The organism is Streptomyces sp. NPDC048419, assembly GCF_043200415.1.
Lineage (GTDB): Bacteria > Actinomycetota > Actinomycetes > Streptomycetales > Streptomycetaceae > Streptomyces.
In genome coordinates this window covers 62,229-81,723 of the sequence record NZ_JBICXT010000012.1, presented here as the reverse complement: position 1 = coordinate 81,723, position 19,495 = coordinate 62,229, and the positions used below count along the sequence as shown (strand labels likewise).

At 74.1% G+C, this 19,495-nt stretch carries 15 protein-coding genes and 1 riboswitch; of the genes, 2 read left to right on the top strand and 13 right to left on the bottom strand.

Annotated features, from left to right (window positions below; translation table 11 throughout):
* Positions 1 to 93 precede the first annotated feature (93 nt).
* Positions 94 to 999 carry an SCO1860 family LAETG-anchored protein gene (locus ACGFYN_RS24675; protein WP_393868008.1) on the top strand — a complete coding sequence of 302 codons (906 nt, stop codon included), beginning with the start codon at positions 94 to 96 and terminating at the stop codon, positions 997 to 999.
* Between the two features lie 44 nt (positions 1,000 to 1,043).
* Here ACGFYN_RS24675 and cobC read toward each other — a convergent pair whose 3' ends face one another.
* Genes cobC through cobM form a run of 6 tightly spaced genes read right to left on the bottom strand, consistent with a single transcriptional unit; the run spans position 1,044 to position 7,376 of the window.
* The gene (cobC, locus tag ACGFYN_RS24670; RefSeq protein ID WP_393868007.1) at positions 1,044 to 2,111 is read right to left on the bottom strand and encodes an Rv2231c family pyridoxal phosphate-dependent protein CobC; all 1,068 of its coding nucleotides are present in this window, start codon (positions 2,109 to 2,111) and stop codon (positions 1,044 to 1,046) included.
* Positions 2,101 to 3,015: a sirohydrochlorin chelatase gene (locus ACGFYN_RS24665; RefSeq protein ID WP_393868006.1), complete on the bottom strand. Its 915-nt coding sequence runs from the start codon at positions 3,013 to 3,015 to the stop codon at positions 2,101 to 2,103. Before ACGFYN_RS24665 ends, cobC begins: the two co-directional genes overlap by 11 nt.
* Positions 3,012 to 3,602, bottom strand: coding sequence for a precorrin-8X methylmutase (locus ACGFYN_RS24660; RefSeq protein WP_393868005.1), 591 nt, complete (start codon positions 3,600 to 3,602; stop codon positions 3,012 to 3,014). The genes ACGFYN_RS24665 and ACGFYN_RS24660 overlap by 4 nt, the downstream gene beginning before the upstream one ends.
* Positions 3,599 to 5,326, bottom strand: a complete 1,728-nt coding sequence (gene cobJ / locus ACGFYN_RS24655) for a precorrin-3B C(17)-methyltransferase (protein WP_393868004.1) — start codon at positions 5,324 to 5,326, stop codon at positions 3,599 to 3,601. The genes ACGFYN_RS24660 and cobJ overlap by 4 nt, the downstream gene beginning before the upstream one ends.
* A complete protein-coding gene (gene cbiE / locus ACGFYN_RS24650) occupies positions 5,323 to 6,561 on the bottom strand; it encodes a precorrin-6y C5,15-methyltransferase (decarboxylating) subunit CbiE (RefSeq protein ID WP_393868003.1) in 1,239 nt (412 codons plus the stop codon). The genes cobJ and cbiE overlap by 4 nt, the downstream gene beginning before the upstream one ends.
* Positions 6,558 to 7,376, bottom strand: coding sequence for a precorrin-4 C(11)-methyltransferase (gene cobM, locus ACGFYN_RS24645; RefSeq protein ID WP_393868002.1), 819 nt, complete (start codon positions 7,374 to 7,376; stop codon positions 6,558 to 6,560). The genes cbiE and cobM overlap by 4 nt, the downstream gene beginning before the upstream one ends.
* A gap of 95 nt (positions 7,377 to 7,471) precedes the next feature.
* Here cobM and ACGFYN_RS24640 point away from each other — a divergent pair, with 95 nt between their 5' ends.
* The gene (locus ACGFYN_RS24640) at positions 7,472 to 8,200 is read left to right on the top strand and encodes a ZIP family metal transporter (RefSeq protein ID WP_393868001.1); all 729 of its coding nucleotides are present in this window, start codon (positions 7,472 to 7,474) and stop codon (positions 8,198 to 8,200) included.
* Between the two features lie 29 nt (positions 8,201 to 8,229).
* Here ACGFYN_RS24640 and cobI read toward each other — a convergent pair whose 3' ends face one another.
* From cobI to ACGFYN_RS24605, 7 genes are read right to left on the bottom strand one after another with little or no spacing between them, the layout of a single operon-like run.
* Positions 8,230 to 8,982: a precorrin-2 C(20)-methyltransferase gene (cobI, locus tag ACGFYN_RS24635; protein WP_393868000.1), complete on the bottom strand. Its 753-nt coding sequence runs from the start codon at positions 8,980 to 8,982 to the stop codon at positions 8,230 to 8,232.
* A complete protein-coding gene (locus ACGFYN_RS24630) occupies positions 8,979 to 10,328 on the bottom strand; it encodes a cobyrinate a,c-diamide synthase (RefSeq protein ID WP_393867999.1) in 1,350 nt (449 codons plus the stop codon). The genes cobI and ACGFYN_RS24630 overlap by 4 nt, the downstream gene beginning before the upstream one ends.
* On the bottom strand, positions 10,322 to 10,930 hold the full coding sequence (gene cobO, locus ACGFYN_RS24625) for a cob(I)yrinic acid a,c-diamide adenosyltransferase (protein ID WP_393867998.1): 609 nt from the start codon (positions 10,928 to 10,930) through the stop codon (positions 10,322 to 10,324). Before cobO ends, ACGFYN_RS24630 begins: the two co-directional genes overlap by 7 nt.
* Positions 10,930 to 12,921 (bottom strand): putative cobaltochelatase, encoded by a 1,992-nt coding sequence (locus ACGFYN_RS24620; protein ID WP_393867997.1) that lies wholly within the window; start codon positions 12,919 to 12,921, stop codon positions 10,930 to 10,932. The genes cobO and ACGFYN_RS24620 overlap by 1 nt, the downstream gene beginning before the upstream one ends.
* Positions 12,918 to 16,586 carry a cobaltochelatase subunit CobN gene (gene cobN, locus ACGFYN_RS24615; protein ID WP_393867996.1) on the bottom strand — a complete coding sequence of 1,223 codons (3,669 nt, stop codon included), beginning with the start codon at positions 16,584 to 16,586 and terminating at the stop codon, positions 12,918 to 12,920. Before cobN ends, ACGFYN_RS24620 begins: the two co-directional genes overlap by 4 nt.
* Positions 16,583 to 18,118 carry a cobyric acid synthase gene (locus tag ACGFYN_RS24610; RefSeq protein ID WP_393867995.1) on the bottom strand — a complete coding sequence of 512 codons (1,536 nt, stop codon included), beginning with the start codon at positions 18,116 to 18,118 and terminating at the stop codon, positions 16,583 to 16,585. Before ACGFYN_RS24610 ends, cobN begins: the two co-directional genes overlap by 4 nt.
* Entirely contained in the window at positions 18,115 to 19,056 is a 942-nt protein-coding gene (locus ACGFYN_RS24605) for a cobalamin biosynthesis protein (protein WP_393867994.1), read from the bottom strand. The genes ACGFYN_RS24610 and ACGFYN_RS24605 overlap by 4 nt, the downstream gene beginning before the upstream one ends.
* A gap of 101 nt (positions 19,057 to 19,157) precedes the next feature.
* Positions 19,158 to 19,298, bottom strand: a riboswitch (cobalamin riboswitch).
* Positions 19,299 to 19,495: the final 197 nt, after the last annotated feature.

The following is a 19,495-nucleotide window of genomic DNA, read 5'->3' as shown; positions in this document are numbered from 1 at the left end:
ATGGGGTGAAGTGGCGCCGGAATGCCGCCAGTTCACTCGTGGTGCGTAATTCTTGGCGGGTCCCGAGCAAGTCTCCACTGAGGGGTCCCCACCTTGAACGGCAAGAACTTCCGCCTGCCCGTACGCCGTCTCGCGGCCGTCGCGACGGCGACGGCCCTCGCCGCCGGTCCCGCGGTCCTGGCCGGCGCGGGCACCGCGCACGCGACCGGCGACCAGGGGCACGCGAGCGCCGTGGTCCTGCGCACCGGCCTCGACGTGTCGCTGCTCAACAAGACCGTGAACGTCCCGCTCGCCGTCTCGCTCAACCAGGTCGAGGCGCCGCGGAGCGCCGAGAAGACCGCGCTGTCCGCCACGCTGAACGGCGTCGACGGCGGCAAGCCCTTCAACGTGCTGGCCGCGCAGGCCGCTTCGGCGAGGGCGACCGTCTCCTCCGGCCGGGCCGAGGGCTACACCAACCTCGCGCACGCCGGCGTCCATGTCCCCGGCCTGCCGTTGCTGTCCCTCATCGAGATCGAGAAGGTCACCTCCGAGGCGACCTGCGCGGCCGGGAAGACGCCCGTCGCCACCTCGAACCTGCTCGGCTCGGTGAGCGTCCTGGGCAAGAAGGTGACCCTGACGACCGGCGGCACGACGGACGTCAAGGTGCCCGGCGTCGGCGAGGTCCGGCTCGACCTGTCGAAGCGGGAGACCACGTCGCGTACGGCGGCGGCCACCGCGCTCGAACTCAAGGTCTCCGTCAACCCGTTGAAGCTCAACGTGGCCGAGGTCGAGGGCACCCTGACGCTGGCGAAGGCGACCTGCGAGGCGCCGGCCGCGGCGGCGCCGCAGTCGCCCGCGCCGTCCGCCCCCGCCGGTGACACCAAGCCGCAGGGCGGCGAAGGGTCCGGCCTCGCCGAGACCGGCGGCAACTCCATGACGCCGTACATCGCGGGCGGGGCGCTCGCCCTCGTCGTGGCCGGCGGCGGGGCGGTGGCGCTGGCCCGCCGCGGCCGCGGCTGATCCGCCGGCCGAAGGAGCGGTACGGGCGGTACGGGCGCCGCGGTTCAGGGATGCGAGGCCAGGGTCAGGGCCCGGTCGAGCGCCTGCAGGAAGGAGTTGACCGTCGCCCGGTCCCGCACCGCCAGCCGCAGCCACTCCTCGCCGAGCCCGGGGAAGGTGTCCCCGCGCCGCACCGCGAAGCCCAGATCGCGCAGATGCCGCCGTACGGCTGTCGCCCGGGGCAGCCGTACGAGGACGAAGGGGCCCTCGGCCGGTTCCACCAGCCGCAGTCCGTCCGAGGCGAACTCGCTGAGTCCGGCCACGAGATGGGCGCGGTCCGCGGCGATGCGGTGGGCCGCGTGCCCCGCCTCGGCGAGGGCCTGCGGCCCCATGCAGGCCTCGGCGGCGGCCAGCGCGGGCGTGGACACCGGCCACAGGGGCTGGGCGCGCTCCAGGGCGGTGATCGTCTCCGGGGCGGCGAGAACGTAGCCGATCCGGAGTCCCGCCAGCCCCCAGGTCTTGGTGAGGCTGCGCAGGACCACCAGGCCCGGTACGTCCGTCCGGCCGGCGAGCGCCTCCCGCTCGCCGGGCACCGCGTCCATGAACGCCTCGTCGACGACCAACGTCCGCCCCGGGCGGGCGAGTTCGGCGACCACCGAGGCCGGGTGCAGGACGGACGTCGGATTGGTCGGGTTGCCGATCACCACCAGGTCCGCGTCCTCGGGGATCGCCGCCGGGTCCAGGCGGAAGCCGTGCTCCTCGCGCAGCAGCACCCGGTCCACCGAGTGGCCCGCGTCCCGCAGCGCCGCCTCCGGCTCCGTGAACTGGGGGTGCACCACGACCGGTCTGCGGACCTTCAGGGCCCGGGCCAGGAGCACGAAGGCCTCGGCCGCACCCGCCGTCAGCAGCACCCGGTCCACGGGCAGCCCGTGCCGCGCCGCCACCGCCGCCCGTGCGGCCCGCCCGTCCGGGTAGGCCGCGAGCGAGCCGAGCGCACCGGCGACGCGCTCGCGCAGCCATGCCGGAGGAGTGCCGGTGCGGACGTTGACGGCCAGGTCGACGAGTGCCGAACCGTCGTCCCGCATCTCGGCGTCCCCGTGATGGCGCAGATCGTGCTCGCGGTCAGTGTGCATGGGCGTGTCCGCCGTGGTGTCCGTGGTGGTGGTGACCGTCGTCGTCCGGGTGGAAGTGCGGCTGCTGCGGCAACCCGACCTTGTCCTCGAAGCCCGGCAGCGCGATGCGGTACACGCACGAGTCGCAGTTCATCCGCAGATCGCCCCGCACGGCCTCCTCGTAGCGCTCCATCACCAGGTCGAGCAGCTCCGGCTCGGGACCGATGACGCCCGCCGAGCGCACCTCGGTCCGAGGGTTCGCGGCCGCCCAGTCCTCGGTCTGCCGGCGCACCCGGTCCGGCAGGATGCCGGTGAACAGGAAGTACGGCAGGACGACGATCCGCCGTGCGCCGAGCCTGGCGCACCGGTCCAGGCCGCTCGGCACGTCCGGCGCCGCGAGCGACACGAACGCCGTCTCCACACCCGCGTAGCCGCGGCCCTCCCACAGCAGCCGCGCCGCCTTGTGCACCTCGGCGTTGGCGTCGGGGTCGGTGGAGCCCCGCCCGACCAGCAGCACGGTCACGTCGGCGCGGTCCTCGCGCGTGCCGCCGCCGAGCGCCTCGTCGAGGCGGCGCTCCAGGACCGAAAGGATCTTGGGGTGCGGGCCGAGCGGGCGTCCGTAGGTGTACGAGAGCCCCGGGTGCCGCTCCTTCTCGCGGGACAGGGCCGCCGGGATGTCGCCCTTGGCGTGTCCGGCGGACACCAGCATCAGCGGTACGGCCGCGAACCGCCGCACCCCCCGCTGCACCAGCTCGGTCACCGCCTCGCCCAGCGGCGGCGGGGAGAGCTCGATGAAGCCGCCCGCGACGGGCAGTTGGGGATGGCGCTCTCCCAACTGCCGTACGAAGGCGCGGAACGCCTCGGCTCCGGCGTCGTCCCGGGTGCCGTGGCCGGCGATGAGCAGGGCGGGCGGAGGGGTGGTCACGATGGCTCCTCGGAGTGTGAAACAGGGTGGTACAGCAGGGCGTTGAGCGCGGCGGCGGCCACGGCCGACCCGCCCTTCTCGGACACGTTGCTCACGGCGGGCAGCCCGCTCTCGCGCAACGCGGCCTTGGACTCGACCGCGCCGACGAAGCCGACGGGCAGACCGATGACGAGCGCCGGAGCGGCGTCCAGGGCGAGCAGCTCCTCCAGGGCGGTCGGCGCGTTGCCGATCACCCAGAGGGCGCCCGGGCCGACCTGCTCGTAGGCCAGCCGTATCGCGTGTGCCGAGCGGGTCAGGCCCGGACCGGCCACGGCGTCCCCGAGACGGCAGACGGTCTCGCGCCGGGTGATGCCCGCGCCGACCATCGCCACGTCGACGACGACGGGCGCACCGCCGTGCAGCGCGGCGTGCGCCTTCGCCAACTCGCCCTCGTCCAGGACGAGATCGCTCGCGTACTCGAGGTCGGCGGCGGAGTGGATCACCCGCTCCACCACCGCGCGCGTCAGCGGCGGGAAGTGCGAGGTGTCCAGGCGGGCGCGGAGCCGCCGGTACGACTCCTCCTCGATCGGATGGACCACGCGGTTCACCGGGCGCCCTCCTCGATGCCCGTGGCGGAGCCACTGACGGACGGAGCCTGCCAGCGGTAGCCGCGCGGCGTCACCATGCGCCCCGCGATCTCTCGGGTCGCCGTGTTGCCGACGGTCACGACCGTCATCATGTCGACCGTCGCCGGGTCCAGGGAGGCCAGCGTCGTCAGGCGGCTGGATTCGTCCGGTCGCGAGGCGTTGCGCACGACCCCGACCGGCGTGGCGGGCTCCCGGTGCCCGGCGAGGATCGCGAGCGCCTTCGGCAGCTGCCAGTCGCGGCCCCGGGAACGGGGGTTGTAGAACGTGACCACGATGTCCGCCTCGGCCGCCGCGCGCACCCGCCGCTCGATGACCTCCCAGGGGGTGTGCAGGTCGGAGAGGCTGATGGACACGTGGTCGTGTCCGAGCGGCGCGCCCAGGATCGCCCCGGCCGCCAGCGCGGCGGTGACGCCGGGTACGCCGATCACGTCGATGTCGTCGGAGGCCTCGGCGAGCGCGGGGGAGGCCATGGCGTACACGCCTGCGTCCCCGCTGCCGATCAGCGCGACCGCCTGTCCGCGACGGGCCTCGGCCACCGCGGTCCGCGCCCGCTCCTCCTCGGCGCCGAGCCCCGACTCCAGGATGCGGGTGCCGGGCCGCAGCAGATCGCGGATCTGGTCGACGTACTGGTCGAGGCCCACGAGCACGGAGGCGCGCCGCAGTTCGGCCGTGGCGCGCGGGGTGAGCAGGTCGCGGGCGCCGGGACCGAGCCCGACCACCGCGAGCCGCCCGCGCGCGGGACGCCGTACGACGGCACAGGTCGCCATCGACGCATGCCCGTCCGCGCGCGCCGACTTCCGCTTGGGGACGAGGAGTTCACCGCCGCATACGAGCGCGGCGGCCTCGGCGACCGACGGGGTGCCCACGGCGCCGAGCGGGGCGTCGGAGGGGTTGGGGACCTCCACCTTCGCCAGCTGCTCGGCCGGGTACGTCACGACGGGCACCCCGAGCCGTGCGGCCGCCGTCACGATGCCGGGTTCGTCGCGCTTGGCGTCCACGGTGGCGAGGGCGGCGACGCTGAGGGGGGACAGCCCCGCGTCCCGCAGCGCGGCCTCGACCAGTTCGAGCACCTCGTCCGCCGGGGCGCCCCTGGAGGCGCCGACACCGACGACGAGGGACGGCGGACGGAGCAGCACCTCACCGCCGGCCGGCCGGTCCGCACGGTCCGTCAGCCGGACGGTGTGCGTGCCCTGCCCGGCGAACGGCAGCGGCGGCAGCGGCCACGGCACGTCGGCGTCCAGCGCGACCGGCTCGCCGTCCAGCAGGGCCCGCGTCACTCCGGCGACGTCGCCCTCCACGGGCAGCCCCAGGGTGTCCAGGCCGGGGATGCCGACGGCGTCGGTCGCCGTGGTCACCACGGGCACGGCACCCAGCAACTCTCCCACCTGCCCGGCGAGTTCGTTCGCACCGCCCCCGTGCCCGCCGACCAGCGACACGGCGAACCGCCCGCCCTCGTCGACGCACACCACACCGGGGTCGGTCGCCTTGTCGCCCAGCAGCGGTGCCACGAGCCGGACGACGGCACCGGTCGCGAGGAAGCACACGAGCTGCTCGCACTCGGCGAACGCGGCCCGTACGGCGTCCCCCACGGGACCCTCGTACACGCGCGTGCGGTCCGGCCAGGCCGCGGCCAGCCGGTCGCGCGCCGCCGCCCCCGCCGCGGTGGCGGAAATGAGGCCGATCACAGGGCAACTCCTTCGTCAGCAACGGCGTGCGGCCGCACGCCCCACAGCAGGAAAACGGGATTGGCCGCCGCCAGCCGGGTCACGTCCCCGGGCAGCGGCGCGAGCCGGGACGACTGGAGCAGCACCCCGTCGCAGCCGAACCCGGCGCCGGTCAGCGCGGCGCGCACCGCGGGCACCCGGTCCAGCGCGGCCATGGCGACCACGACCGCCCGCCGGGCCCGCCGGGCGCACTCGGCGACGATGCCGGGCAGCTCGCGCCCGCCGCCCCCGACGAACACCGCGTCGGGGGCGTCGAGTCCGTACAGCGCGGCGGGTGCCTCACCGTGCACCACGTGCACGTCGACGCCGTGCGCACCGGCGTTGGCGCGGATCCGCTCCACCCCGTCCGCGGCCTTCTCGACCGCGCTGACCGCGGCGCCGAGCCGCGCGCACTCCACGGCGACCGAACCCGAGCCGGAGCCGACGTCCCAGACCAGGTCGCCGGGGCGCGGTCCGAGCCGGGCCAGCGCCAGGGCCCGCACCTCGAACTTGGTGATCATCGAGTCGCGGTGCGCGAAGCCGTCCTCGTCCAGCGCCCATCCGTCAGGCCGGGCCGCCCCCGCGAGCGTGCGCACGGGACCGAGCGCCCCGGTCTCGTCCAGGCACAGGACGACACTGACCGCCGTACCCCAGTCGCGGCCCGCGGCCTCGGCGGGGGAGACCCGCTCCAGGCGCTCCTCGGCGGAGCCCAGCGCGGAGGCGACGACGAGGACCCGGCCTGGCGCGGTGCGGGCGAGCGCGGCGCCCAGTTCCGCGGGACCGGCACCGGGCCCGGTGAGCACGGCGGTCTTCGGGTGCGCGCGGCACACGTTGACGGCCGTCCGCCGATCCCGCCCGTGCGCGCTGACGACGACCGCGTCGTCCCAGGCCAGCCCCAGCCGCGCGAAGGCGGCGGCGACGGAGGAGACACCCGGCCGGACGTCCAGACGCCGCGCGCCGAACCGCTCGGCCAGCGCCCGCACGATCCCGAAGAACCCCGGGTCCCCGGAGGCCAGCACGACCACGCGCCGGTCCTTGGCGACGTACTCCTCGATGGCGTCCAGGGCGGGAGCCAGCGGCCCGAGCACGATCCGCTCGGCGCCCGCGGGCAGCCGTACGGCGTCCAGGTGCCGGTGCCCGCCCACGACGAGCTCGGCCTGCGCCAGCGCGTCGGGTGGAGGCGGCGTGCCCGTCCCGGTGCCGACGACCGTGATCACGTACTCGCCCCGCGCTCACGCAGGGCCCTGCGGGCCTGGGGGTCGGCCTTGCGATAGCCGTGGAAGTGGCCGGGGTGGTACAGGTGCGAGCGGGTGCCCTCGGCGTCCAGCGCCGGGCCGACCAGGAAGAGCGTGTGCTTCCAGAGCTTGTGCTCCTTGACCGTCTCCTCCAGCGTCCCGATGGTGCACTTCACGATCAGCTCCTCCGGCCAGGTCGCCTGGTAGGCGACGACGACCGGCGTGGACGTCGGGTAGCCGCCCTCCAGCAGCTCCCGCACCAACTGCCCGCTGCGGGCGGCCGACAGGAAGATCGCCATGGTGGTGCCGTGCTTGGCGAACTCCCGCACCTCCTCCCCGGGGGGCATCGGCGTCTTGCCGCCGCCGAGCCGGGTGAGGACGACCGACTGCGCGACCTCCGGGATGGTCAGCTCGCGCCGTGCGAGCGCCGCGACGGCGGAGAAGGCGGAGACGCCGGGCACGACCTCGGTCTCCACGCCGATTTGCGCACAGCGGTCGAGCTGCTCCTGCGTGCCGCCCCACAGGGCGGGGTCGCCGGAGTGGACCCGGGCCACCCGCAGCCCCTCGGCCCGGGCCCGTTCGTAGACGGCGACGACGTCCTCCAGCGACATCGTCGCCGAGTCGAGGATCTCCGCGTCCTCACGCGCGTGCTCGAGGACCTCCGCCTGCACCAGGCTCGCGGCCCAGATCACCACGTCGGCCTCGGCTATGGCGCGCGCGGCACGGAACGTCAGCAGGTCGGCGGCGCCGGGGCCGGCACCGACGAAGGTCACCTTGCCGGTGGGGGCATCGGCCATGAAAATCGGTCCTCTCTGGGCAAAAGGTCTTACAAGGTGTGCCGGCGGGGCCGCACGATGTGCGCGAACGGCCGTTGATCGGATAACAAAGCCCCATGGCGGTCTTCGTCGCGCTCGGCGCGTTCCTGATGACGCTGGCCGGCGGCTGGACGGCACAGCGTGTGACCGACCGCCGCCATCTGGTCCTCGGACTGGCCGGCGGACTGATGCTCGGTGTCGTCGGCCTGGATCTGCTGCCGGAGGCCCTGAAGGCGGCCGGCGGCGAGGTCTTCGGCGTGCCGGCGGCCCTGCTCCTGTTCGTGGCCGGCTTCCTCCTGGCCCATCTGGTGGAGCGGCTGCTGGCCGCCCGCCAGGCCTCGCACGGCGGCGAGGAGAGCAACGGCCGGGTGCCGGAGGTGGGTCTCACGGCGGCCGCGGCGATGGTCGGTCACAGCGCCATGGACGGTGTGGCGATCGGCGCGGCCTTCCAGGTCGGCAACGGCATGGGCACGGCGGTCGCGCTGGCCGTGGTCGCCCACGACTTCGCGGACGGCTTCAACACGTACACGATCACGAGCCTGTACGGGAACGCCCGCCGCAAGGCGCTGACCATGCTGTTCGCGGACGCGGCGGCACCCGTCGTGGGCGCCGCGTCGACGGCGTTCGTCACCATCCCCGAGGGCCTGCTCGGCGGCTATCTCGGCCTCTTCGGCGGCGTACTGCTCTATCTCGCCGCGGCCGAGATCCTGCCCGAGGCGCACCATGAACACCCCGCCCGCTCGACACTGCTGTGCACGATCGCGGGCGTGCTGTTCATCTGGCTGGTGGTGGGCCTCGCCGGCTGAGCCGGGCCCGCAGCCCCCTTCGCGGGGTGTCACAACTTGCCGCCCCGCCCGCCGTCGCGCCGCGCGGGCGCGATGAGCGTGGAGAGGTACGGCAGCGGGGCGCCGTCGAGTTCCGCGGCCGGCCGGATCGACTCGGTCTCCAGGCCCAGCGCGGAGCCCCACACGGCGTCGTCGAGCCGCCCGGTCTCGCGCAGCGCCTCGGCGACCTCGGCGGCCTGCCGGCCGAACTTGTAGGCCACGACGGTGCCGGGCCCGGCCAGGGCGTCCTTCAGCACGGCCGCCCCGGCGGTCACGGGCACCAGGGTGAGCGGCTCGGTGCCCTCGGTGAGGACGGCCCCGGACCGCGCCGCCAGATCCTGCATGGCGGTGATCCCGGGCACGGTCTCCACCACGGTCCCCGGCACCAGCCCGGCGATGGTGTGCGCGAGGTAGGTGAAGGTCGAGTACACGTTGGGGTCGCCGATGGTGGCGAACGCGACGGTGCCGCGCTCCCTGAGCAGCTCGGCGACCCGCGCGCCGGCCGCGTCCCAGGCCGCCTCGCGGCGGGCGTGGTCGCTGCGCTCGTTGAGCGCGAACACCACCCGGACGACCTTCTCCTCGGGCACGTAGTGCAGGACGGTGGCCTCGGCCCGCCCGCGCTCGCCGCCGTCCTCGCCGTCAGGCCCGGCCATGACCGGTACGACGACGACGCCGGCGGCCCGCAGGGCGTTGACCCCCTTGACGGTCACCAGCTCGGGATCGCCCGGGCCCACCCCGACTCCGATCAGCCTGCTGCTGCTCATGACGTCCGGCACCTCTCCACGAACCGACGGGCGACACCGGGCTCGGACGCCCAGTGCGTGTGCAGATAACTCGCGTGCACACCTTGTTGTACGAAACCTTCGAGCCGCCGCTCAGGGGTGCGCACACCCCAGGCGGGAGCAGCCCCCGCCCCCGGCTCGACCACCGTCCGGTGGAACTCGTGCCCCCGCATCCGGGTCCCGGCGGGCGCCAGCGCACTGTCGCCGACGGCGACCGCGTCCCGGTACCCGAGAGTGAGCCGCTCCGACATCCGGGCGCTCGCGCCGATCACCCCGCACATGGGCAGCCCGTCCAGCTCCCGGCACAGGTACAGCAGCCCGGCGCACTCGGCGGCGACGGGAGCGCCGGTCCCTGCGAGGCTCGCGACGGCTTTGCGCAGGGGTTCGTTCGCGGACAGCTCGGCGGCGTACACCTCGGGGAACCCGCCCCCGATGACCAACCCGCGCGTCTCGTCCGGCAGTTGCTCGTCCCGCAGCGGATCGAAGACGACGACCTCGGCACCGGCGGCGGTCAGCAGCTCGGCATGCTCGGCATAGGAGAACGTGAAGGCGCTCCCGCCGGCGACGGCGACCACCTCACGCTTCTCCACGGTGGCCGGGGGTGGTTCCCACGGGCTGCACGACAACGCACCCGCACTCCGCGCGAGCCGTAGCAACTCCTCCAGATCGCACCCTGCCTCCACCTGCGTCGCCATGGCCGCCACCGCGTCCACGGCCGCCGGCTGCCGTTCGGCCACCGGCACCAGCCCCAAATGCCGCGAGGGCGTGTCCACTTGGGGCGCCCGCCGCAGTGCGCCGAGCACGGGCACCCCCGCCTGGTCCAGCGCCTCCCGCAGCAGCGCCTCGTGCCGGTCGGACGCCACCTTGTTGAGGATCACGCCGCCGACCCGCACCTCGGGGTCCCACGAGGCGAACCCGTGGACGAGCGCCGCGACCGACCGCGACTGCGAGGACGCGTCCACGACGAGCACGACGGGTGCCCGCAGCAGCTTGGCGACATGGGCGGTGGAGGCCAGTTCACCTTCCCCCGCCGCGCCGTCGAACATCCCCATCACGCCCTCGACGACGGCGACGTCGCACCCGCGCGCACCGTGCGCGAACAGCGGCCCGACCAGCTTGGGGCCGCACAGGTACGCGTCGAGGTTCCGCCCGGTCCGCCCGGTGGCGAGCGCGTGATACCCGGGGTCGATGTAGTCCGGCCCGACCTTGTGCGGGGACACGGTGAGCCCCCGCGCGGCGAACGCGGCCATCAGCCCCGTGGCGACGGTGGTCTTGCCGCTGCCCGAGGAGGGCGCGGCGACGACCAGCCGGGGCACGGCACTCACCACTCGATGCCCCTCTGGCCCTTCTGGCCCGCGTCCATGGGGTGCTTGACCTTGGTCATGTCGGTCACGAGGTCGGCGAAGCCGACGAGCTTGTCGGGCGCGTTCCGTCCGGTGATCACGACGTGCTGGGTCCCGGGCCGGTTGCGCAGCACGTCGACCACCTCGTCCGTGTCGACCCAGCCCCAGTGCATCGGGTACGCGAACTCGTCGAGCACGTACAGCTGGTACGTCTCGGCGGCGAGGTCCCGCTTGACCTGCTCCCAGCCCTCCCGGGCCTTCTCCTCGTTGGTCGAGTTGTCACCCTGGATGTCCCGCTGGACCCAGGACCAGCCCTCGCCCATCTTGTGCCAGGCGACGGAGCCGCCCTCGCCGGAGTCCCCGAGCACCCGCAGCGCCCGCTCCTCGCCGACCTTCCACTTGGCCGACTTCACGAACTGGAACACCCCGATCGGCCAGCCCTGGTTCCAGGCCCGCAGCGCGAGCCCGAAGGCGGCGGTGGACTTGCCCTTCCCGATCCCGGTGTGCACGACCACCAGCGGCCGGTTACGGCGCTGACGGGTCGTCAGCCCGTCGTCCGGCACGACACTCGGCTGTCCCTGCGGCATTACGCGGCCCTCCTCTGTACGTCCTTCACGAGCCCGGCGATCGAGTCCGCCCGCAGCTCGTCCAGCGTCACCGCCGTGCCGCCGAGCTCACCGGCGACCTGGCCGGCGAGCCCCAGCCGCACCGGCCCCGACTCGCAGTCCACGACCACCGACGCGACGCCGTCGGCGGCGAACAGCCGAGCCGCCCGCCCCGCGAGCACGACCGGCTCCGGTCCGCCCGTGGCCCGTCCGTCGGTCACGAGGACGACCAGCGCCCGGCGGGCCGGATCCCTCAGCCGTTCCACCCGCAGCACGTCGTGCGCCTTGAGCAGCCCGGCCGCGAGCGGCGTCCGTCCACCCGTCGGCAGCGACTCCAGCCGGGCGGCCGCGGCGTCCACGGACGAGGTCGGAGGCAGCGCCACATCGGCGGCCGACCCCCGGAACGTCACCAGGCCCACCTTGTCCCGCCGCTGGTACGCGTCCAGCAGCAGCGACAGCACGGCGCCCTTCACGGCGCTCATCCGCTGCCGCGCCGCCATCGACCCGGAGGCGTCCACCACGAACAGCACGAGGTTGCCCTCGCGCCCCTCGCGGGTCGCCTGCCGCAGATCGTCCCGGCGTACGACCAGCCCGCGCCCGGAGCGTCCGCGCGCCCGCTGGTGCGGCGCCGCGGCCTGCACGGTGGCCGCCAGGTGCAGCTTGGTGAGGGCGCCCCGGGGCCGCCTGGCCCCCGTCGTCCGCCCGTGCTCGGTCCGCGCCCGCGAACGCCGCCCCGCGGCGCCCTCCCCGATCCCGGGAACGCTCAGCACCTTGGTGCGGAAGGGCTCGGCGGCGCGTACGGCGGACTGCTCGCCCGAACCCGCCCCGGACGGCTGCGGCTCGCCGCCCTCCCCGGCCTCGGGCCGCGCACCCGCGTCACCGTCCTGCGGACCGTCGTCCGGCGACGGCTGACCGCCGCCCCCGCCACCAGGACCACCGTCATCGGGGTCGGGATCGTCCTCGCCGGAGAACTCCTCCAGCGTCTCGTCCAGCTTGTCCTCGTCCAGGCCCGGCGCGTCGAAGGGGTTGCGGCGGCGCCGGTGCGGCAGCGCGAGCAGCGCCGCCTGCCGTACGTCCTCGGCGAGCACCTCGGTGCGCCCGTCCCAGGCCGCGAGCGCGGTGGCCGTACGGGCCATCACGATGTCGGCGCGCATGCCGTCCACCTCGAAGGCCGCGCAGGTCGCCGCGATCTGCCGCAGCGCCCCGTCACCGAGCCGCACCGACGGCAGCAACTCCCGCGCCGCGACGATGCGTCGGCGTACCGAAGCCTCCTCGTCGGCCCAACGGGCCGCGAAACGGGCCGGATCGTCGTCGTAGGCGAGCCTGCGCCGTACCACCTCGACGCGCTGGTCCGGCTCCCGCGAGGCCGCGACCTCGACGGTCAGCCCGAACCGGTCGAGCAACTGCGGCCGCAGCTCGCCCTCTTCGGGGTTCATGGTGCCGACGAGCAGGAAGCGGGCGGCGTGCCGCACGGAGACGCCCTCGCGCTCGACGTACGAGGCGCCCATCGCTGCGGCGTCCAGCAGCAGGTCGACCAGGTGGTCGTGGAGGAGGTTGACCTCGTCGACGTAGAGGATGCCGCGGTGCGCGTCGGCGAGCAGGCCCGGCTCGAAGGCCTTCACGCCCTCCGCCAGCGCCCGCTCGATGTCCAGGGCGCCGACCAGGCGGTCCTCCGAGGCGCCGACCGGGAGTTCGACCATCCGCGCCGGGCGGGTCTCGAACGCCCCCGGCTCGTGCGGACCGTCCGGGCACGCCGGGTCGGGGGCGGCGGGGTCGCAGGAGAACCGGCACCCGGACACCACGTCGAGATGCGGCATGAGGGCCGAAAGGGCGCGCACGGCCGTCGACTTGGCGGTGCCCTTCTCGCCGCGCACCAGCACGCCGCCGACCGCCGGGGAGACGGCGTTCAGCAGCAGTGCGAGCCGCAGGTCGTCCTGGCCCACGACGGCCGTAAAGGGGAACGGGGTGGTCACTGGTCGCCCTCCAAGTCGCCTTCCAGCTCCAGATAAGTGGCGCGCAGCCGCTCCAGCGTCTCCGCGTCCGGCTCGGCCCACAGCCCCCGGTCCGCGGCCTCCAGCAGCCGTTCGGTGATCCCGCGCAGCGCCCACGGGTTGGACTTCTTCATGAACTCCTGGTTCTCCGGGGCGAACACGTACTCGGCGCTGAGCTTCTCGTACATCCAGTCGTCGACGACCCCGGCCGTCGCGTCGTACCCGAAGAGGTAGTCGACGGTCGCCGCCATCTCGAAGGCGCCCTTGTACCCGTGCCGCCGCATCGCCGCCATCCAGCGGGGGTTGACCACGCGCGCCCGGAAGACGCGGTGCGTCTCCTCGCCCAGCGTGCGGGTCTTGACCTGGTCGGGGGTGGCGGAGTCGCCGACGTACGCCTCGGGGCTCTCGCCCGTCAGATGGCGCACCATGGCGACCATGCCGCCGTGGTACTGGAAGTAGTCGTCGGCGTCGACGAGGTCGTGCTCGCGGGTGTCGACGTTCTTGGCGGCGACCGCGATCCGCCGGAACGCGGTCTCCATGTCCCCGCGCGCGGCCCGACCGTCGAGCCCGCGCCCGTAGGCGTAACCGCCCCACACCGCGTAGACCTCGGCGAGGTCGGCGTCGGAGCGCCAGTTGCGGGCGTCGATCAGGGGCAGCAGCCCGGCACCGTACGCGCCCGGCTTGGAGCCGAAGATGCGGGCCGTCGCGCGCCGCCGGTCGCCGTGCTCGGCGGTGTCCTGGTCGGCGTGCGCCTTCACGAAGTTGCCATCGGCCGGCTCGTCCAGCTCGGCCACCTTGCGCACCGCGTCGTCGATCAGCCCGACGACGTGCGGGAAGGCGTCCCGGAAGAAGCCGGAGATACGGACCGTGACGTCGATGCGGGGGCGCCCGAGCTCCTTCAGCGGGACGATCTCGAAGCCGGTCACCCGGCGCGAGGCCTCGTCCCACACCGGCCGGCAGCCCAGCAGCGCCAGGATCTCGGCGATGTCGTCGCCCTGGGTGCGCATCGCGGACGTGCCCCAGACCGTCAGTCCGACGGACTTCGGGTACTCGCCGGTGTCGTCCAGGTACCGCTGCACGAGGGAGTCGGCGAGCGACTGCCCGACCTCCCAACTCAGCCTGGACGGGATGGCCTTGGGGTCGACCGAGTAGAAGTTGCGGCCGGTCGGCAGGACGTTGACCAGACCGCGGGTGGGGGAGCCGGACGGCCCTGCGGGTACGTAACCGCCGTCGAGCGCCTTGAGGATGTGGCCGATCTCGTCGGTGGTGCGGGCGAGCCGCGGCACGACCTCGGTGCAGGCGAACTCCAGTACCGCGACCGCGTCCGGGAGTTCGGTGCCGAGGACGTCACGGACGAGGGCAGGAACCGCGGCGACGGCCCACTCCCGCTCCTCCATCCCCTCCGCGAACCGCCGGCACAGCTGCTCCAGCAGGTCGATGGCGTCGGCGGCCGAACGGGACGGCCCCTCGACGACGTCCGTGAGCTCCACCGGCGCCTTCACCGGCGCACCCGGCTCGGCCAGCAACTCCTTCTCCACCAGCCCGAAATGGGCGGCCAGCGAAGCCCTGAGCCCCGGCAGCGCGTTCGCCCGCCCGCCCCACACCTGCGAGGCGCGCAGCACGGCGAGCACGAGGTTCACGCGCGGCTCGCCGACCGGGCCGCCGCCCAGGATGTGCAGGCCGTCGCGGATCTGCACGTCCTTGATCTCGCACAGATAACCGTCGATGTGCATGACGAACGAGTCGAACTCGCCGTCGTCCGGCTGCTCGTCCACGTGCAGGTCGTGGTGGAGTTCGGCCGCCTTGACCAGCGTCCAGATCTGCGCGCGCACCGCCGGGGCCTTCGTCGGGTCCAGGTCGGAGACGAGCGCGTACTCGTCGAGCAGCTGCTCCAGCTTGGCCAGGTCGCCGTAGGTGTCGGCGCGCGCCATCGGCGGTACGAGGTGGTCGACGACCGTGGCGTGCCCGCGCCGCTTGGCCTGGGTGCCCTCACCGGGGTCGTTGACGATGAAGGGGTAGATCAGGGGCAGTTCGCCGAGCACGGCGTCCGGCGCGCAGCCGCGGCCGAGTCCGAGTCCCTTGCCGGGCAGCCACTCCATCGTGCCGTGCTTGCCCATGTGGACGACGGCGTCGGCGCCGAAGCCACCCTCCGACGGAGCAGCCTCCAGCCAGCGGTAGGCCGCCATGTAGTGATGCGAGGGCGGCATGTCGGGGTCGTGGTAGATCGCGATCGGGTTCTCGCCGAAGCCGCGCGGCGGCTGGATCATCACGACGACGTTCCCGAACTGGAGGGAGGCGAGCACGATGTCCTCCCCGTCGACGTACAGCGAGCCCGGCGGCTCGCCCCACGCCTCGGTCATCGCGTCTCTCAGCCCGGGGTCGAGCTGGTCGAACCACGCTTGGTAGTCGGCGAGGGGCACGCGCGCGGGCGCCGAAGCGAGCTGGTCCTCGGTCAGCCACTCGACGTCGTGACCGCCCGCCTCGATGAGCCGGTGGATCAACTCGTCGCCGTTGTCGGGGTATCCGGTGACGCCGTACCCCGCCGCCTTGAGCGCGTCCAGCACGCGCACCGCCGACGCCGGCGTGTCCAGGCCGACCGCGTTGCCGACCCGGGAGTGCTTGGTCGGGTAGGCGGTGAAGACGAGCGCGAGCTTCTTCCCGGCGTTCGGCCGATGCCTCAACTCCGCGTGCCGGACGGCGATCCCGGCGACCCGCGCGGCCCGCTCCGGGTCGGCCACGTACACGGGCACGTCGTCGGGGCCCTGCTCCTTGAAGGAGAACGGAACGGTGACGAGCCGGCCGTCGAACTCCGGGATCGCGACCTGCATCGCCGCGTCCATGGGGGAGAGGGCGGCGTCGGACGCCTCCCAGGCGGCCCGCGACGAGGTGAGGCAGAGCCCCTGCAGCACCGGGACGTCGAGGTCGGCGAGCGCCCCGATGTCCCACGCCTCCTCGTCGCCGCCCGCCGACGCCTGCGAGGCGTGGGTGCCGCCGGCGGCGAGGACGGTGGCGACCAGGGCGTCGGCCTTCGCCAGCAGCTCGTACAGGCCCGCGTCCGCGCCGCGCAGCGAACCGCAGTACACGGGAAGGGCGTTGACACCACGCGCCTCGATCGCGTCGCACAGGGTGTCCACGAAGGCGGTGTTGCCGCTCAGCTGGTGCGCCCGGTAGAACAGCACTCCGACCGTCGGCCGTCCTTCGGCGTGCGGACGCTCGCCGTGGACGCCGTACTCGGGCATCTTCTGCGGCTCGACGAACCCCTCGCCCGTCAGCAGCACGGTGTCGGAGAGGAACCGGGCGAGTTCGGTGAGGTTGACGGGCCCGCCCTCGACGAGGTACCTCAGCGCCTCCGCCACCACACCGGCGGGCACGGACGACTCGGCCATCAACTCCGCGTCAGGGACGGCCTCCCCGCCCAGCAGCACGGTCGGCACGCCGGACTCCTTCAGCGCGGCGAGACCGTCCTCCCAGGCCCGCTTACCGCCGAGCAGCCGTACGACGGCGATGTCGGCGCCCGCGAGGAGACCGGGCAGCTCTTCGGCCACATCCACCCGGGTGGGGTTGCCGATCCGGTACGTGGCACCGGACGCGGCCCGCGCGGCCAGCAGATCCGTGTCGGCGGTCGACAACAACAACACTGTGCTCATGCGGGTGCTCCCGGTGGAATGAAAGGCAGTCCTTGCGGCGCGCCGGACTCGATGAGCCGCCACAGCGCGTCGGTGTCCGCGTGCTGTTCGATCAGGTCGCCGAGCCGGTCGAGCTGCTCCTCGCGCAGCGCGGCGAACGAGGTGTCGGCGGCCGGCACGAACCGGCGGCCCGCGGCGGCCGCCACCTCGCGCAGGAAGGCCCGCCGGAACCCGTCCGACTCCAGCGAACCGTGCCAGTGCGTGCCCCAGGTCCCGCCGACCCGGCAGCCGTCCAGGCTGTGTCCTCGGTCATCGCAGATGAAGGGCTCACCGCCCTCGACGGAGGCGACACCGTGATGGATCTCGTACCCCTCGACGTGCTCGCCGAGGGCTTCCCCGGCCGGACGGGTCAGGGTCTTCTCGCGGGCGAACCGCACGCGCACGGGCAGGACTCCGAGCCCCTGGACCGCGCCGGCCCGCGACTCGACCTCGTCCTCGATGTGCTCGCCGAGGACCTGGAAGCCGCCGCAGATGCCGAGGATGGGCCGCTGTTCGGCGGCCCTGCGCTCCAGCGCGTCGGCCAGACCCCGCTTCCGCAGCCACTCCAGGGCACGCACGGTCCCGCGCGTGCCCGGGACCACCACCAGGTCGGCGTCGGCCAGTTCCTCCGGCCGGTCCACGAACCGCACCACGACGCCGGGTTCGGCGGCCAGCGCGTCCACGTCGGTGAAGTTGGACATCAGCGGGAGGGCGCACACCGCGACCCGCAGCACGTCCGCACCGACCGGCGGGGCGGTGTTCGACTCCCGTACGGTCCCGCGCAGCGAGACGCGCAGCCCGTCCTCCTCGTCGATCCCGAGGCCGTGCCGGAAGGGCAGCACGCCGTACGTCCGCCGCCCGGTGAGCCCGTGCAGCATGTCGAGCCCGGGCTCCAGCAGACTCACGTCGCCCCGGAACTTGTTGACGAGGAACCCGGCGACGAGCTCCTGGTCCTCGGGCGAGAGCAGCGCGACGGTCCCGAAGAAGGACGCGAAGACGCCGCCGCGGTCGATGTCGCCGACGACCAGCACGGGGAGCCGGGCGTTGCGCGCGATCCCCATGTTCACGATGTCGGTACGCCGCAGGTTGATTTCGGCGGGGCTGCCGGCCCCCTCGCAGATCACCGCGTCATACGTGCCCCGCAACTCGGCGAGGCAGTCGAGAACGGTCCCGAGCAGTTGCTGTTGCCGCCCGCCGTGGTACCCGCGCGCACTGAGCTCGCCCACCGGCCTGCCCATCAGCACGACCTGACTGCTCTGCTCACCGCCCGGCTTCAGCAGCACGGGGTTCATGAGCGCGGTCGGCTCGACCCGGCACGCCTGCGCCTGCATGGCCTGCGCCCGCCCGATCTCGGCACCCCCGCGCGTCACGAACGAGTTCAGCGACATGTTCTGCGCCTTGAAGGGCGCGACCTTGACGCCCTGCCGCACCAGCCAGCGGCAGATCCCGGCGGTCACGACACTCTTGCCGGCGTCGGAGGTGGTACCGGCGACGAGAAGCCCACCACCGCTCATGACGTACGTCCCTTCACCACGAGGCGGGCGGCGGCACTGACACCGAGCGCGAGCAGGCCGACGCGCCGGGAGAGCCGAACGGCCCGTTCGATGTCGGAGACGGCGACCGGGCGGCCTTCCCGATTCAGGACCGGCCGATGCTCGACCCGCCCGCCGTACGACAGGGTTCCGCCGAGGCGCACTCCGAGCGCTCCCGCGAACGAGGCCTCCACGGGACCGGCGTTGGGGCTCGGGTGCCTGCCTGCGTCGGCACGCCATGCACGCACCGCCCCGCGGGGATCGTCCCCGGCGGCCGTCGCCAGCACGGCGGTCAGCCGCGCCCCCGGCCACCCGGCGACGTCGTCCAGCCGGGCCGAAGCCCACCCGTACCGCCGGTACTTGGCCGACCTGTGCCCGACCATGGCGTCAAGGGTGTTGACGGCCCGGAACCCGAGCAGCCCCGGCACCCCGCAGGCCGCGCCCCACACCAGCGCCCCCACCACCGCGTCGGAGGTGTTCTCCGCCACGGACTCGACGACGGCCCGGGCGATCCCGTCGGCGTCGAGCGCCTGCGGATCGCGCCCGCACAGATGCGGCAGCCGCGCCCGCGCGGCCTCCACGTCCCCGGCCTCCAGGGCCTCGCCGACGGACCGGGCCTCGTGCGCGAGTGAAGTCCCGCCGACCACGGCCCAGGTGGCGGCGGCGGTCAGCGCGACGGAGGCGGCACGGGAGGGACGCAGACGGGACTGCGCCACCGCACCGAGCGCCACGGCGCCTCCGGCGCACACGGCGGTGTGCAGCGCGCCCCACCCGCGGTGGTCCCGCCACAACACCTTCTCCACGGCAGCCGCGGCCCGCCCGAAGCCGGCGACCGGATGCCCGCGGCGCGGATCGCCGAGGAGATGGTCACCGAGGAGTCCGGCGGCGGCGCCGTACGCGAAGACGCGACCGGCACGCATCGCGCTCAGCCGGCCGTGGGGACGGGCAGACGTCGGGCGTCGGGTCTCAACAGGCAGCCGCGCATGGCGATATGTCCTCACTCAGGGTTTCCGCGCCCTGGTTCGACGAGACCGGCGGTGGGAGTTCCTGGCTCCCGGGGCTATCTACCCCGGTGACAGTGGCGGGACCGCGCCGGACTCGCACCGGCTTCCTCCCTTGCCGCCGTATATGGCTCCGGCAGTCCACCACGGGGTTGGAAGGGCCGTCAACTTGCCGTTGACCTGCGGCGGGAGAGTGTGCTGAGGCCCACACACCGGAGGTCGCGGGGGTCACGCAAACGCGTGGTGGGGGGGGGGGGGGGGGGCCCCCCCCCCCCCCGGGGGGGGGGGGGGGGCGGGGGGGCCGCCCCTCCGCCAGCAAAGGATGTTTTCCGGAGGCCCCCCCCCCCCGCCGGCCCGC

Excerpts from the sequence above, each read along its gene's own strand:
- cobC (WP_393868007.1), bottom strand. The coding sequence starts at position 2,111 with ATGCACACTGACCGCGAGCACGATCTGCGCCATCACGGGGACGCCGAG.
- cobM (WP_393868002.1), bottom strand. The coding sequence starts at position 7,376 with ATGGCCGATGCCCCCACCGGCAAGGTGACCTTCGTCGGTGCCGGCCCC.
- ACGFYN_RS24640 (WP_393868001.1), top strand. The coding sequence starts at position 7,472 with ATGGCGGTCTTCGTCGCGCTCGGCGCGTTCCTGATGACGCTGGCCGGC.
- cobI (WP_393868000.1), bottom strand. The coding sequence starts at position 8,982 with ATGAGCAGCAGCAGGCTGATCGGAGTCGGGGTGGGCCCGGGCGATCCC.
- cobO (WP_393867998.1), bottom strand. The coding sequence starts at position 10,930 with ATGCCGCAGGGACAGCCGAGTGTCGTGCCGGACGACGGGCTGACGACC.
- cobN (WP_393867996.1), bottom strand. The coding sequence starts at position 16,586 with ATGAGCACAGTGTTGTTGTTGTCGACCGCCGACACGGATCTGCTGGCC.
- ACGFYN_RS24610 (WP_393867995.1), bottom strand. The coding sequence starts at position 18,118 with ATGAGCGGTGGTGGGCTTCTCGTCGCCGGTACCACCTCCGACGCCGGC.
- ACGFYN_RS24605 (WP_393867994.1), bottom strand. The coding sequence starts at position 19,056 with ATGCGTGCCGGTCGCGTCTTCGCGTACGGCGCCGCCGCCGGACTCCTC.